We start from the raw sequence: 14,256 nt of genomic DNA on the forward strand, positions 1-14,256 counted from the left end.
CCTATGAAATTTTCCAAATGGCTCAACCAATCCAAGGTACCAATAGCAGTTATAGCTATTGGTACCCTGATGGTGGTATACCTGTTTCCTAACCAGAAAAAGGAGCTCCCGGTCTTTGGTCCCCAAGATTTTAATCCCGAATTGGTGGATTTAGAACTCCAAAACACCAAGGTTTTACATAAGGTAACAGACTTTAGTCTGGTCAATCAGGATGGGGAACGTATCACCCAGGATAATTATAAAAACAAAATCTATGTAACTGATTTCTTCTTCACCCGCTGTCCTAGCATATGCCCAATAATGTCCAATAATATGCAAAAACTGCAACAGGAATTTTTAAATGAGGATGACGTTATGCTGCTATCCATGTCGGTTACCCCAGAAATGGACAGTGTTCCAGTTTTAAAGGAATATGCGCTTAAAAATGGGGTGTTTAAATCCAAATGGAATATTACCACAGGAGACAAAAAGCATATTTACGACCTAGCGAGAAAAAGCTATTTTGCTACCGTTGATTATGGCGATGGTGGTCTGCAAGACTTTATTCACACCCCAAATTTTGTTCTGGTAGATCAAAAAAAACAGATACGGGGTGTCTATAACGGAACGGATACTGATGATGTGAATCGGCTCATTGGCGACATTAAATCTTTAGCCTACCAGATGAACTAAACTTCAATCTAGAGAATGGTGTTCCCTATTCTTCCAAGCATCCGGCCCTGCCACGGGTATCTATGAGATAAATAATTTTCCATTCCCCATCAAAGTTGACCAATTGAAAAGAGTTGATTCCGCAATGGCTGAATTCATCGTTTAACCAGAACTCGTAGCCCACCCAGGCATTGGCCATGGTTCGATCTACTTGAATGGAAAATGAAGTCAGTTTCTCTTCAAAGGAAATGCTATCCGGGATACTGGTAATGGAGCTTATCAATTTGTCGAATTTCTCCGTTCTAAACAGGGTCTTTCCTTCTTTATTGCGCCCCGTGGTCTGCAAAACCACGTCATCTGCAACCAAGCTTTTCATGGCTGCGGAATCCTGTTTGTGGAATCCATCAAAAAAAGATTCAATGACCTTTTTAACATCTTCTCTGTCATCATAGCCGGAAGCATTTGGTCCTTGGGCAGAAAGATTGATAACTACAACTAGCGATAGTACAAGGGTCAATAGTGATTTCATGGTTTAACGTTTTTTGATTGCAGTCCAATTTAAACAAATCTGCTTACATTTAGCTCCTAAAATCGAACGGAATGTCAGTCGCAAAAAAAGAATACAAGCGGGTCACGGTGAAATCCTTGATAGAAATGAAACAGGACGGAGAGAAGATTTCCATGCTCACCTCCTATGATTATTCGATGGGCAAAATTGTTGATGCCGCGCAGGTAGATGTCATTTTAGTGGGCGATTCCGCCAGTAATGTAATAGCTGGTCATGAAACCACCTTACCCATCACCCTGGACCAGATGATTTATCATGCTAGCTCAGTGGTTAGAGCTGCCAAGCGGGCATTGGTGGTGGTCGATATTCCCTTTGGGAGTTATCAAGGCGATTCCAAAGAAGCTTTGCGCTCTGCCATTCGTATCATGAAAGAAAGCGGTGCGCATGCCATAAAGGTTGAAGGCGGTGCCGAAATTCAAGGATCTATTGGAAGAATTCTGGAAGCTGGTATTCCGGTTATGGGGCATCTGGGCCTTACTCCCCAGTCCATCTATAAATTCGGAACCTATACCGTAAGGGCCAAGGAAGAACAAGAGGCCGAAAAATTAAAGGAAGATGCCAAGCTGCTGGAGGAAATTGGATGTTTTGGCATTGTTTTGGAAAAAATTCCAGCCAAATTGGCCCAAGAAGTAGCGGAAAGCGTTTCCATTCCAATTATTGGTATTGGTGCTGGTGGTGGAGTTGACGGGCAGGTTCTTGTTGTCCACGATTTACTCGGAATGACTCACGAGTTCAACCCTCGGTTTTTAAGACGCTATATGAATCTTTATGAAGACATGGGCAATGCCATTTCCCAATATGTGGATGACGTGAAAAGTCGGGATTTCCCCAATGAGAATGAGCAATATTGATTTAATTTTCAATTATTAATTAAGCTTCATGGATTCTTGGATTTTTGGCGCATTGGAAGTCAAAATTCCATCCAACCTCAAAGTCTAGAGCTTCAAAATACTGTAGAATGCATAGATTTAAAGATTTGGAAATTTGGAAAAGAAGTCGAACATTTTGTTCAGAAATTTATTCAGTCACCGCTTCGTTTCCGGATTCTGAAAAATTTGGACTCACCAATCAACTAAGAAGAGCTTCGATTTCTGTACCCAGCAATATTGCAGAGGGATGTTCCAGAAAATCAAATAAAGAATTCAGCAGGTTTCTAGAAATTGCAATTGGGTCAATGTATGAACTGGAAACCCAGCTATTAATTTCCAACGATATGCAGTTTATAAGTAACAAAAATTCGGAATTACTTTTAAAGAAGCTGGATTCCATAGTCAAAATGACATCCAAATTTAAATCCACTCTAAGGTGAAATCTGAGTTCTCGAAAAATCTAGAAATCCGTAAATCAAACGTGTCAAATCTTCAGGTCCTTTACGAGGACAACCACCTCATTGTAGTCAATAAACGAGCGGGTGATATTGTCCAAGGAGATAAAACGGGGGATATTCCATTAAGTGAAGTGGTCAAAAGCTATCTCAAGAACAAATACAATAAGCCTGGGAATGTGTTCTTGGGCGTCGTCCACCGTTTGGACAGGCCCACTACGGGCATTGTGCTGTTCGCGAAAACCTCCAAAGCCCTACCCCGACTCAACAAGTTGTTTTCCGAAGGAAAAACCAAAAAGACGTATTGGGCCGTTGTTAAGGAAACCCCGAATCCAGCATCGGCTGAATTGGTGCATTGGCTGGTACGAAACCCCAAACAGAACAAATCTTATGCGTATCCCAAAGAAGTGCCCCAAAGTAAAAAGGCCATTTTGGAATACCAATTGATTAAGCAGTTGAATTCATATTCCCTCCTAGAAATTGACCTTAAAACCGGAAGGCACCATCAAATTAGATCGCAATTAGTGGCCATTGGTTGTCACATCAAAGGGGATTTAAAATATGGTGCAGCCCGTAGTAATAAAAATGGGGGGATTCATTTACATGCTAGAAGTTTGGAATTGGAGCATCCGGTAAAAAAAGAAAACATCAAGTTGGTGGCTCCACCACCGGACGATCCCATTTGGAATGCCTGCATCAACGGGTAACGGCCAATGCCTTCTCTCGAATCACCTGCCCAACAGGTTTGTTCTGTAAATGACTTTCCAACCACGACAAAATATCCAAATACAGAAAGGCCCGTTTCTCATAAGGGTGATTTTCATACCTTTTGAGTTCATTATACAACTTTTGGAACTCATTTTTTAAATCACTGGGGTAGATTTCCCCAAGGTTTCGTAGAAATTTGATCATTTCCTTTTGTACCGCATGCAGGTCATTCATTTTTAGCAAGAACTTATACGTACTCTTCAATTGCACCTCCAAATGATAATCCATACCGGCCTCATAATGTGCCACCAAACTTAATACCCTGGCAAAACACATCAAATCTTCCCGCATTTTTAGATTCTTGTTGGAAATGATTTTTTTGAGGTAAACAATGCAGTTTTTATGATCACCGGTGCCAAAATACAGACAGGCAATTTTATAGTAGAGCAGCATTATATGGTGCTCATCTATACGCGGTCGGTGTTTTTTAATGCCGTACTCAATGATATTGACCAAATACAACCCCTTCTCAAAGGTGCCTTCCAAGAAATGTAGGTTCAATTTGTTGGAGTTGATATATAAAAAGGCAAGGGAGGCAATGTTATCATTACTTGGAAATCCTGAATGATTTACTTGAGCCTCCAATCTTTCCAAGGTTCCCCTGAACTGGGATGCGTACTTGACAAAAAAGAGGGACTCCAAAAGGTAGTGATTTCCTTTTAGGAAAAACACTGGGTTTAATGAGATCATTTCCTTGTTCTCATAAAAGAGATCTACCCATTTACTAGCATATTTATAGGAGGATAAAAAGTCTTGCGTCAATAAACTATACCACAGATGTGCCTTGTACAACCAAAGCTTTTCTCGAAACCCCAACTGTTCAATATCGTAGGAAGGCAGTTGCGCCTCAAAATAATTGCGCACATTCTGCAAGTCTTCATCGTTTCTTACATAGCCAACTTTCAGCATCATTCCATAGAGTTGCAAGGAAAGGTTAGAGAGTTTACTGGTCATCACATTGTGTTCTGATAACTCTTTGGCCTGCTCGGCAAGCTCATTGGCCCTATCCGGAATACTACGGGTAATGTACTGGGTTTCAATTATTTTCTCCAGCTCCACAATTTCATAGGCCACATTTTTCTCTTCATGTTCCATGGCCAAATTCTTGGCCTTGTCCAAGATTTTTAAGCTTTGTTTGTACAGTCCTTTTTGATACAGGATGGTGGCAAAATCCAATTGTTCCCTAATCTGGACCCTGATGTTCTGGTTTACTGGATTTAATCGCAGGCTCACCAAGATTTGCTTGTACAGGTGAGCCTTCAAATTGGAAAGTTGTGCTTTTTTTACGATTCCACTGTCCAATATCTGTTTTTCATCATAGCTTTTCATTTTGTCCAACAAATTGAACAGCGCCAAAAACTTCGCATCCGTATTCACCCCAAGTCGCCCCACATACAACTTAAACTGTCGCTTTTCAGATTTGGAAAGGGACTCGATCAACACAAACAAGGCATCCTTATGGGTATTTGTCATCGTAAAAAATATACTTTAAACATTTGTAATTCAGATAATTAAACTTACTGAAATACAATTTAACGTTGTAATGGATTTTAGCAATTTATGGTTCTTGCCTAGCACTGAATTATCTTCGTGTATATTAGCAAAAACTGGCTTAGATAATGGGTAAAGATAAGGTACAAATTTTTGACACAACCCTTAGGGATGGAGAACAGGTCCCGGGTTGCAAATTGGACACAAAACAAAAGTTGGTCATTGCCGAACGCTTGGATGAGTTGGGAGTGGACATTATTGAGGCTGGCTTTCCTATTTCAAGTCCGGGGGATTTTAATTCCGTTCATGAAATTGCCAAATTGGTGAAAAATGCAACGGTCTGTGGACTTACCCGAGCCGTTAAAAAAGATATTGAGGTGGCCGCGGAGGCTATAAAAATAGCGAAGCGTCCTAGAATACATACTGGGATTGGAACTTCGGATTCCCACATCCAGTTTAAATTCAATTCAACCCGTGAAAAAATCATAGAACGTGCTGTTGAAGCGGTTTCTTATGCCAAATCCTTTGTGGAGGATGTGGAATTTTACGCTGAGGATGCCGGTAGAACGGATAACGAATATTTGGCCCGTGTGTGCGAGGCGGTAATCAAGGCTGGGGCAACCGTTTTGAATATTCCAGATACCACAGGTTACTGCTTGCCTGAAGAATATGGAGCCAAAATGAAATACCTCAAGGAAAATGTCAAAGGTATTGACAAGGCCATTTTATCTTGTCACTGCCACAACGATTTAGGATTGGCCACCGCCAATTCCATAGCCGGTGTCATCAATGGGGCACGTCAGATTGAATGTACCATCAACGGTATTGGGGAAAGGGCTGGTAATACCTCTTTGGAAGAAGTGGTGATGATTTTAAGACAGCACCCTTATCTCAACTTAGATACCGACATCAATAGTCAACTACTTTTGGACACCAGCCAAATGGTTTCCCAAAAAATGGGCATGCCTGTACAACCTAACAAAGCTATTGTAGGCTCTAACGCTTTTGCGCATAGCTCTGGAATTCACCAGGATGGGGTAATCAAACAAAGGGAAACCTATGAGATCATTGATCCAAAAGATGTGGGCGTAAGCGAGTCCTCTATTGTGCTAACCGCTAGAAGTGGTCGTGCGGCCTTGGCCTATAGAGCTAAAAATGTAGGCTACGAACTCACCAAATTGCAACTGGATGTTGTCTATGAAAATTTCCTGAAATTCGCTGATCGCAAAAAGGAAATCATGGATGAAGATATTCATGAGATCATTGACACTAGTGGGATTTCCATTCAAAGCATGGCCTAAATTCCAGTGACACAAAATACCATTGCATGAACTTGAACATTGCTTTGCTGCCCGGAGATGGTATTGGACCCGAAGTTTTGGCCCAGGCGGTAAAATGCTTGCAAGCTGTTGAGGAAACTTTCAATCACCAATTCATTTATAGGGAAGCTGTAGTGGGGGCCATTGCCATTGACAGAAAAGGAAACCCTTTGCCGGATACTACCCTTAATCTTTGCAAAGAAGCAGATGCCGTTTTGTTCGGTGCTATAGGTGACCCCAAATACGACAATGATCCCAATGCCAAGGTGCGACCGGAACAAGGTTTGCTTAAGCTAAGAAAAGAGCTTGGGCTTTTTGCCAACATTAGACCCGTTAAGGTTTTTCCCTCCCTGATTCAAAATTCCCCTTTAAAACAAGAAGTCATTGACGGAACCGATTTTACCATTTATAGGGAGTTGACTGGTGGTATCTATTTTGGTCAAAAACATTTGAACGAAGACGGAACCGTTGCTTCGGATTTATGTGAATATTCAGAACAGGAAATCAGTAGGATAGCCCATCTGGCGTTTAAGGCTGCCAAAAACAGGCGTAATAAGCTTACCCTGGTTGATAAAGCCAACGTTTTGGAATCTTCACGCCTGTGGCGAAAAGTAGTGACCAAAATTGGGGAAAGTTATCCCGATGTACAATTGGAGTACATGTTCGTAGATAATGCTGCCATGCAAATTATTCTTAATCCAAGTCAGTTTGATGTGATCCTTACAGAAAATATGTTTGGGGATATTATTTCGGATGAAGGTAGTGTAATTGGTGGTTCAATTGGACTATTGGCCTCAGCCTCTGCGGGTGAGGACAGCGCTATGTTTGAGCCCATTCATGGTTCGTACCCGCAAGCCAAAGCGCAGGATATTGCCAATCCCATTGCTTCTATCCTATCTGCTGCGATGTTACTGGAGCACTTTGGTCTTTATGAAGAAGCCATGGCAGTACGCGAGGCTGTGGATAAATCCCTAAAGAAGGGTGTGGTTACTCCGGATTTGGACTCCAAAAGTCAATATGGAACCAACCAGGTGGGAGATTTTGTGGCCGAAAACATCGTGGACAACGGTGATGATTTCAATATGAACGATGAAAATATCGATCTAGGAAAATCTACCATCATTTAGCAGCAATTTCCACTTCTTCGGTCAACTCTTGGATGGTTTCAGAAAACTCCTTTTTGAACAGCTCGTATTTTTCTCCAGTAGCTGGACCATTAAACCCGGTATGTATCTTTTTCACATTACCTTGTTTATCGATGTAAATGGTGGTTGGATAGGATATCACATGATTGAGCATGGGTAATTTTTCATTTGCCTTTTGTTTGCTCGATGTTCCATATTGTGCCAAAAGTATGGTATAGTCCACTCCTACCCTTTCCCGTAATCTAGCAATGCCTTCGAAGGCCTTCTCCTTGGTCTTTGCATACTCAAATGCCAGAGCCACAAATTCTATATCCAGGCTTGGATTATTCTTCAAAAAATCGACATAAAAGCGGGTTTCATCCAGGCAATTGGGACACCAGGTTCCCATAATCTGTACCAACACGGCTTTGTTACGAAAGCGCTCATCAGATAAGCTAACCAACTTACCTTCTACATCTTCAAAGGAAAATTCAAATCGATCATACCCTTCCTTTAGGAAAGTAAGTTCATCAGCATCTATTAGCTCAAACGCATCGTTACGTTTACCCTGGAACGGAGAGACAAAGTGATTGCCTGAATAAAAGGTCCCCTGCATAGTGCTATCCGCTACTTCGGCAGTGAATAGAAATACATGGGCACCATCAAAAGCTGAAAGTTTTACCGTAGTGCCATTAATGGCTCCTTCCAAATATCTGTAATCCCCGGAATGTGTCCTAAAAGTACCCGTAACCTTGTTTCCGGTTTGCTTAAATATGCCTTTGCCTGGATATTGGTTGTCCTGCCCAAAATTGAAATAGGTTTCCCACACCCCGGAAACATCCGTGGCAGGGTCCTTGGTAACCTCAAAACGATCACGCTTTCCATACGCAGCATGGAAGGGAACCACCCGATTTAGACTTTCCTTGATAAAACTTCCTTGAATACTATTTTCGCTGTAGGTCCCTTCAATATATCCTTCAAAAATGGGCATTTGAATTCGGATTACCCCATCATTCATCTCAAATTCATCTACAACAACAACTTCTTCAGCATTGTACATTTTCATAATATAGGAACCATTGTCATCTTTGGAAATGGAAAAATTAAAAGGCAGCGACTCCGTTTCTGAAACATCCATGGCCCCCCACCAATCACCAAGTTTAAGGGGTGTTTCCCTGCCCTCGCAAGACAACAACAATAAAAATGTACTCAGGATTACCAACCCAACTTTTCCCATACCTAATAGAATTTGTACTAAATATCGCAATTCCCTTTGAAATCTTACACCCTATATGCCAAATCCTGTCTTCATTTGCATGGAATGTCTTCCCCTATTTTTTATCTTTGTCCACTTTAAAATTGGGGTATGAAGATTTCTTATAACTGGTTGAAGCAGTTTTTGCAGATTGATTGGGAAGCAGCAAAGACCGGGGAATTGCTTACGGATTTGGGTCTTGAGGTGGAAGGTATCTCAAGCTTTGAATCTGTTAAGGGAGGTTTGAACGGAGTGGTTGTTGGCCATGTCCTTACCTGTGAAAAACACCCCAATGCCGATCGGCTTAAGGTTACCACCGTAGATGTTGGTGCAGAAACTCCCCTGAAAATTGTTTGCGGAGCGCCCAATGTAGCGGCTGGACAAAAAGTTCCTGTAGCCACCATCGGGACCACTTTATACACCAAAGAAGGGGAGTCATGGCAAATCAAGAAAGGGAAGATTAGAGGAGAGGAAAGCCACGGAATGATCTGTGCGGAAGATGAATTGGGATTAGGTGAGAGCCATGATGGCATCATGGTTCTTAGTGACATCTTGGAACCTGGAACCCCTTGTGCCGAAGTGTTTGACATTGAAAACGATGAAGTCTTTGAAATTGGGTTAACTCCAAATAGAGCGGACGCCATGAGCCATTTTGGTGTGGCCAGGGATCTAAAGGCAGGTCTTGAACAACAGGAAATTCAAAAAGGGCTTTTAACCCCTTCCACCAGTAATTTTTTGATTGACAACAGATCGCTCAAAATTGATGTAGAGGTAATGGATAGTGACTTGGCACCACGATATTGTGGGGTAACGATCAGCAATCTCATTGTCCAGGAATCCCCAGATTGGTTAAAGAATAGGTTAAAGGCCATTGGTCTATCACCCATAAACAACGTAGTGGATGTGACCAACTACGTACTGCATGAACTGGGTCAACCGCTGCATGCCTTTGACGCCGCCAAAATCAAAGGTGGTAAAATTGAAGTAAAAACTTTACCGGCAGGTACCAAGTTCACCACACTGGATGATGTGGAACGGGAACTGTACCAAGACGACCTCATGATCTGCGATAGTGACAATCCCATGTGTATCGCCGGTGTTTTTGGGGGAATTAATTCAGGGGTTACCGAGCATACCTCAGCCATCTTTTTGGAAAGCGCCTATTTTAATCCGATTTCCATTAGAAAGTCAGCCAAACGCCATGGCCTAAATACCGATGCTTCCTTCCGATTTGAAAGGGGCATTGACATCAACATCACAGAGTATGCCCTTAAAAGAGCCGCTCTTTTAATCAAGGAAATTGCTGGCGGGGATATTAGTTCAGAAGTAGTGGATCTGTATCCCAAAAAGGTTCAGGAAAGACATGTTTTCCTCACCTTTGAGAAAATCAATTCTTTGATTGGTCAGGAAATTCCAAGAGATACCATTAAGTCCATATTGTCTTCGTTGGAGATTAAGGTTAACAATGTTACCGAATCTGGACTGGGACTAACCATTCCCAACTATCGGGTGGATGTGGAGCGCGAGGTTGATGTAATTGAAGAAATTTTAAGGGTTTACGGTTACAATAACATTGACTACAAGGAGAAGTTAACCGCTTCTATAGCTCAAACCTCGAAATTTGAAAACCATAGAATTCAAGATGTGGTAGCCAATATGCTGGCCGCCCAAGGTTTCTACGAAACTATGACCAATAGTTTGGTTGCTTCAGAAACCGAACAGCGCTTGGAAATGGCTACCAATACAGTAGAAATGCTGAATCCATTGAGCGCGGATTTGTCGGTTTTGAGAACCCAAATGTTGTCTTCCGGTCTGCAGACCATTGCATACAATATCAACAGGCAGAAAACCGATTTGCACCTTTTTGAATTTGGTAAAACCTATCATAAAGTTGACAATCAAAATCAGGAAAATCAGCATCTGTCTCTTTTCGTTACCGGAGAAAGAAATAGAAATAGCTGGGCCGTTGGTTCCAGAACGACCGACTTTTTCTTTTTGAAGGGAACTTTGGATTCCATTTTTGATCGTTTGGGCTTAAAGGACATCAAAACCTCTCCCATTAGCGAAAAGGCGCTGACAGAAGGTTTGGTATGTAGCTCCCGAGGAAAACAGATTGCTACTTTTGGTTTGGTTTCCAAAGGAATCTTAAAAGAATTTGATATCAAACAGGAAGTATTCTATGCCGATTTGGATTGGGATGCCATTCTTGGTTTGATCAGTACCCAAAATGTGGTTTTCCAAGAGATTCCAAAGTATCCGGAGGTCTCCAGGGATTTGGCCTTGTTGTTGGATGAAAAGATTTCATTCCAACAGGTCTACGACCTGGCATGGGGTACGGAAAAGAAACTCCTTAAAAAAGTCAATTTGTTTGATGTTTATTTAGGCAAAAATCTACCAGAAGGAAAAAAATCATATGCAGTGAGCTTTACCCTTTTGGATGAAAAGAAGACCTTAACAGATAAGCAGATTGACAAAATCATGTCCAAGTTGATGACTCGCTATCAAAAGGAATTGGGTGCAGAACTAAGGTAATGACCCCCAAGCGAGCGTTGGAACAATAACACTGTCTATTTCGTGGATTACCCTATTGCCCTGACTCACATCAGCTGTAGTTATCTTGGCAGTGTTGCCCACAGGATCTGTTAGCACAATATCGTAACCATCCAAATGGGCTACAAGCTTTTTCCCTTGAATGGTGGTGAAACTGGCCTTTCCATTCCCCTTGCACATGGCTCTTAAAATACGGGAAGCGGTAAGATGGCCAGCAACAATATGATACCCCAACAGTGATTTCAGTGCACTCTTGTCCTTCGAGTTCATCAATTCTTCTATTCTACCCTTGGAAAAGCGCTCAAAGGCGGCATCGGATGGAGCAAAAACAGTAAAAGGTCCTGCATTGTCCAATATGGCATCCATTTCCGTAGCCTTTACGGCTGCGAAAAGAATTTTATGCTGTTCAGATTGGTGATTTTCCCTTATGGTTTCCTTAGTATTCTCAGCCATTTCTTGAGCGGAAACCCATGCCGAAGAGACAAGACATAGGCCAAGTAGGATTTTGGTTAAGGGGGCTTTCATAATCTTATAGTAATCTTTGGGGCTTTCAATTTGAAGGTGAATAATCGTATGATTTTACGTTCAAATACCAAAAACATCGATAAGATACATTATTTTGACTAATTCTTGCTGTAAATAAAGGGTTGACGGGATATTTAACAAAATGTTAACATTTACACTTTCACCACTTTGTTTCCATCATTTTTTCAAATCACTAACTTTGAAGGAATTGCAGTGAAAAAAAGATGATTTTGCCTTCCACCAACATTCAGAAAAAACTAAACAAGCTTCGAAACAAAGAAAGTTCCGGAGATGCCCTGCTGCACGAAATCCGAAATTACTTAGCCGAGGTTCAAAAAGAGGACAAGCGGATTAAAAACCAATTAAAATCTAAGATGGAAACCGGCCCTAACCTATTCCATTTTGACCTGCTGGACACTGACCGAATTTATCATTTGGAGCACATCAAAAAAATCTGTATTGATTATCGGCTTCGGTTTTTGGATAGTCAATATTTCAAGGGTGAGATCCCTATGGATGCCTTAAATGAAATCAAAAAATTAGAAGCACAGCATCAAATCCAGTTGGGAGGTTATAAGATCATGGCTCCTTCAAAATTATTCAAGCTTAAGGACAAGGATGACCCCCTACTTTTTGTTCCTATGGGCAACAACTACTTTTATTTGGTGCATCAATGGGGCAATGATCTGCACCCACTACGAAAATGGCTGGTATGGCCCTTTAAGGGCATGGTCAATCTGGTGTTGTTTACCCTATTGTTGAGCTACGTGATAACCCTTTTGGTACCGGATGGCTTGTTCTCCAAAAATAATTCCACAGCTGAATTCTGGATCATCTTCTTTTTTATGTTCAAATGGATAGCAGCCGTGGTCATTTTTTACGGCTTCGCTTTGGGAAAGAACTTCAACCCCGCTATATGGAACAGTAAATACTTTAATGCTTAATTAGACTGTCTCGAAGGCATACATCTTATCCCGCTGTGCCTTTATGGATTTATCGGACATATAATCGTCAAAACTCAAATAACGGTCAATGGTTCCTTTGGGGGTGATTTCTATAATCCGAGTAGCTACCGTATGCACAAATTCGTGGTCATGGGTGGTCAGAAGCACCGTACCCTTAAAGTTTTTCAGTGAATTGTTAAAGGCTGTGATGCTTTCCAAATCCAAGTGATTGGTAGGTTCATCCAACAACAATACATTGGCCCTAAGCATCATCATACGGCTAAGCATACAACGCACCTTTTCTCCTCCTGATAGTACTGTACACTTCTTTAAGGCTTCTTCCCCACTGAACAACATTTTACCCAAAAATCCACGAATGTAAACCTCTTCGCGCTCTTCTTCGGTCTTTGCCCATTGACGCAGCCAGTCTACCAAGTTAATGTCCTCGTTAAAGAAAGAGGCATTATCAGCCGGTAAATAGGACTGGGTTGTGGTAACTCCCCATTGGTAAGATCCACTATCCGCCTTTCGAACATCGTTAATGATATCATAGAAAGCGGTTGTAGCCCTTGAATCCCTGGAGATAATGGCCACCTTGTCTCCTTTGGACAGATTAATATTGACATCCTGGAACAGCAAATCCCCATCTTCTGAAGTAGCGGAAAGTTTTTCAACATTCAATATCTGATCACCGGCTTCGCGTTCCCTGTCAAAAATGATTGCGGGATATCTTCTACTGGAAGGCTTAATATCCTCAATCTTCAGCTTGTCCAACATCTTTTTACGGGAGGTTGCCTGTTTGCTCTTGGCCACGTTGGCACTGAATCGTTGAATAAATTCTTGGAGTTCCTTGGCCTTTTCCTCAGCTTTTTTGTTCTGTTGGGCACGTTGCCTGGCTGCCAACTGGCTACTTTGGTACCAAAACGTATAGTTTCCGGAGAAAAGGTTGATCTTTCCAAAATCGATATCGGCTATACTGGTACAAACCGCATCCAAAAAGTGACGGTCGTGAGATACCACGATGACCGTGTTATCGTAGTTGGCCAAAAAGTTCTCCAGCCAATTAATGGTCTCATAATCCAAATCGTTGGTAGGCTCATCCATGATCAACACATCTGGGTTACCAAATAGTGCCTGCGCCAATAGTACCCGAACCTTGAGTTTGGAATCCATGTCGGCCATGTTGGTATAATGCAGTTCTTCGGTTATTCCCAAGTTGGACAAAAGCGCCGCAGCATCACTGTCCGCGTTCCATCCATTCATTTCTTCAAACTGTACCTGAAGCTCCCCAATCTTTTCTGCATTCTCATCGGAATAATCCGCGTAAAGGGCGTCTATCTCCTTCTTGATTTTGAAGAGAGGCTTGTTTCCCATCACTACCGATTCCAAAACCGGAAATTCATCATAGGCATTGTGATCCTGCTCCAAAATGGACATTCGCTTTCCTGGCTCTAGGTTCACACTTCCAGATGTGGCTTCGTTCTGCCCGGATAAAATCCTTAAAAAAGTAGATTTTCCCGCCCCATTGGCGCCAATAATACCATAACAATTTCCATGGGTAAAGGTAACATTGACCTCATCAAACAACACCCTTTTTCCAAACTGTACCGATAGATTTGATACTGATAACATGCAACGATAAATTTTGCTGCAAAAGTAGCTAAAACCTATTCGTATTTCCAATTTAAAACAAGATTATTAAACTACACAAAAACAAGCTTTTACAACATTTAACTA

At 41.7% G+C, this 14,256-nt stretch carries 13 protein-coding genes; 8 read left to right on the forward strand and 5 right to left on the reverse strand.

All coding sequences use genetic code 11. The annotated features are described in order from the left end of the window. Positions 1–3 precede the first annotated feature (3 nt). Complete coding sequence (locus FGG15_RS04235) at positions 4–672, forward strand: SCO family protein (RefSeq protein ID WP_138833544.1); 669 nt, start codon at positions 4–6, stop codon at positions 670–672. 25 nt (positions 673–697) lie between these two features. On the opposite strand, the gene FGG15_RS04240 is transcribed toward FGG15_RS04235, so the two are convergent. Next, complete coding sequence (locus tag FGG15_RS04240; protein WP_138833546.1) at positions 698–1,180, reverse strand: nuclear transport factor 2 family protein; 483 nt, start codon at positions 1,178–1,180, stop codon at positions 698–700. A 71-nt stretch (positions 1,181–1,251) separates the two neighbouring features. On the opposite strand from FGG15_RS04240, the gene panB reads away from it, so the two are divergent. The 3 genes from panB to FGG15_RS04255 all read left to right on the forward strand — a co-directional run bounded on the left by panB (position 1,252) and on the right by FGG15_RS04255 (position 3,250). Next, the gene (panB, locus tag FGG15_RS04245; protein ID WP_138833548.1) at positions 1,252–2,070 is read left to right on the forward strand and encodes a 3-methyl-2-oxobutanoate hydroxymethyltransferase; all 819 of its coding nucleotides are present in this window, start codon (positions 1,252–1,254) and stop codon (positions 2,068–2,070) included. A gap of 107 nt (positions 2,071–2,177) precedes the next feature. Continuing rightward, entirely contained in the window at positions 2,178–2,528 is a 351-nt protein-coding gene (locus FGG15_RS04250) for a four helix bundle protein (protein WP_138833550.1), read from the forward strand. A 41-nt stretch (positions 2,529–2,569) separates the two neighbouring features. Beyond that, a complete protein-coding gene (locus FGG15_RS04255) occupies positions 2,570–3,250 on the forward strand; it encodes an RluA family pseudouridine synthase (RefSeq protein ID WP_237561741.1) in 681 nt (226 codons plus the stop codon). Here the strand turns inward: FGG15_RS04255 and FGG15_RS04260 are convergent. Then, a complete protein-coding gene (locus tag FGG15_RS04260) occupies positions 3,240–4,784 on the reverse strand; it encodes a hypothetical protein (RefSeq protein WP_138833552.1) in 1,545 nt (514 codons plus the stop codon). The two genes, FGG15_RS04255 and FGG15_RS04260, sit on opposite strands and share 11 nt — an antisense overlap. A 146-nt stretch (positions 4,785–4,930) precedes the next feature. Here FGG15_RS04260 and FGG15_RS04265 point away from each other — a divergent pair, with 146 nt between their 5' ends. Further along, a complete protein-coding gene (locus FGG15_RS04265; protein WP_138833554.1) occupies positions 4,931–6,103 on the forward strand; it encodes a 2-isopropylmalate synthase in 1,173 nt (390 codons plus the stop codon). A gap of 26 nt (positions 6,104–6,129) precedes the next feature. Next, entirely contained in the window at positions 6,130–7,248 is a 1,119-nt protein-coding gene (leuB, locus tag FGG15_RS04270) for a 3-isopropylmalate dehydrogenase (RefSeq protein WP_138833556.1), read from the forward strand. Here leuB and FGG15_RS04275 read toward each other — a convergent pair. Then, positions 7,241–8,482 (reverse strand): peroxiredoxin family protein, encoded by a 1,242-nt coding sequence (locus tag FGG15_RS04275; protein WP_138833558.1) that lies wholly within the window; start codon positions 8,480–8,482, stop codon positions 7,241–7,243. The two genes, leuB and FGG15_RS04275, sit on opposite strands and share 8 nt — an antisense overlap. A 129-nt stretch (positions 8,483–8,611) precedes the next feature. Between FGG15_RS04275 and pheT the strand changes: the two genes are divergently transcribed. Next, a complete protein-coding gene (gene pheT, locus FGG15_RS04280) occupies positions 8,612–11,032 on the forward strand; it encodes a phenylalanine--tRNA ligase subunit beta (protein WP_138833560.1) in 2,421 nt (806 codons plus the stop codon). On the opposite strand, the gene FGG15_RS04285 is transcribed toward pheT, so the two are convergent. Next, the gene (locus FGG15_RS04285) at positions 11,024–11,575 is read right to left on the reverse strand and encodes a fasciclin domain-containing protein (RefSeq protein ID WP_138833562.1); all 552 of its coding nucleotides are present in this window, start codon (positions 11,573–11,575) and stop codon (positions 11,024–11,026) included. The genes pheT and FGG15_RS04285 overlap by 9 nt on opposite strands. A gap of 224 nt (positions 11,576–11,799) precedes the next feature. Here FGG15_RS04285 and FGG15_RS04290 point away from each other — a divergent pair, with 224 nt between their 5' ends. Further along, positions 11,800–12,519: a hypothetical protein gene (locus FGG15_RS04290; RefSeq protein WP_138833564.1), complete on the forward strand. Its 720-nt coding sequence runs from the start codon at positions 11,800–11,802 to the stop codon at positions 12,517–12,519. Here the strand turns inward: FGG15_RS04290 and FGG15_RS04295 are convergent, their stop codons facing one another. Then, positions 12,520–14,151, reverse strand: coding sequence for an ABC-F family ATP-binding cassette domain-containing protein (locus tag FGG15_RS04295; RefSeq protein WP_138833566.1), 1,632 nt, complete (start codon positions 14,149–14,151; stop codon positions 12,520–12,522). It abuts the gene before it with no gap. Positions 14,152–14,256: the final 105 nt, after the last annotated feature.

Origin of the sequence: Flagellimonas algicola, from assembly GCF_005937185.1 — a bacterium.
GTDB classification, from domain to species: Bacteria; Bacteroidota; Bacteroidia; order Flavobacteriales; family Flavobacteriaceae; genus Flagellimonas; species Flagellimonas algicola.

What these genes read in the sequence shown, in the direction of transcription:
- FGG15_RS04235 (WP_138833544.1), top strand. Translation starts at nt 4, where the DNA reads ATGAAATTTTCCAAATGGCTCAACCAATCCAAGGTACCAATAGCAGTT.
- FGG15_RS04240 (WP_138833546.1), bottom strand. Translation starts at nt 1,180, where the DNA reads ATGAAATCACTATTGACCCTTGTACTATCGCTAGTTGTAGTTATCAAT.
- panB (WP_138833548.1), top strand. Translation starts at nt 1,252, where the DNA reads ATGTCAGTCGCAAAAAAAGAATACAAGCGGGTCACGGTGAAATCCTTG.
- FGG15_RS04250 (WP_138833550.1), top strand. Translation starts at nt 2,178, where the DNA reads ATGCATAGATTTAAAGATTTGGAAATTTGGAAAAGAAGTCGAACATTT.
- FGG15_RS04260 (WP_138833552.1), bottom strand. Translation starts at nt 4,784, where the DNA reads ATGACAAATACCCATAAGGATGCCTTGTTTGTGTTGATCGAGTCCCTT.
- FGG15_RS04265 (WP_138833554.1), top strand. Translation starts at nt 4,931, where the DNA reads ATGGGTAAAGATAAGGTACAAATTTTTGACACAACCCTTAGGGATGGA.
- leuB (WP_138833556.1), top strand. Translation starts at nt 6,130, where the DNA reads ATGAACTTGAACATTGCTTTGCTGCCCGGAGATGGTATTGGACCCGAA.
- FGG15_RS04275 (WP_138833558.1), bottom strand. Translation starts at nt 8,482, where the DNA reads ATGGGAAAAGTTGGGTTGGTAATCCTGAGTACATTTTTATTGTTGTTG.
- pheT (WP_138833560.1), top strand. Translation starts at nt 8,612, where the DNA reads ATGAAGATTTCTTATAACTGGTTGAAGCAGTTTTTGCAGATTGATTGG.
- FGG15_RS04285 (WP_138833562.1), bottom strand. Translation starts at nt 11,575, where the DNA reads ATGAAAGCCCCCTTAACCAAAATCCTACTTGGCCTATGTCTTGTCTCT.
- FGG15_RS04290 (WP_138833564.1), top strand. Translation starts at nt 11,800, where the DNA reads ATGATTTTGCCTTCCACCAACATTCAGAAAAAACTAAACAAGCTTCGA.
- FGG15_RS04295 (WP_138833566.1), bottom strand. Translation starts at nt 14,151, where the DNA reads ATGTTATCAGTATCAAATCTATCGGTACAGTTTGGAAAAAGGGTGTTG.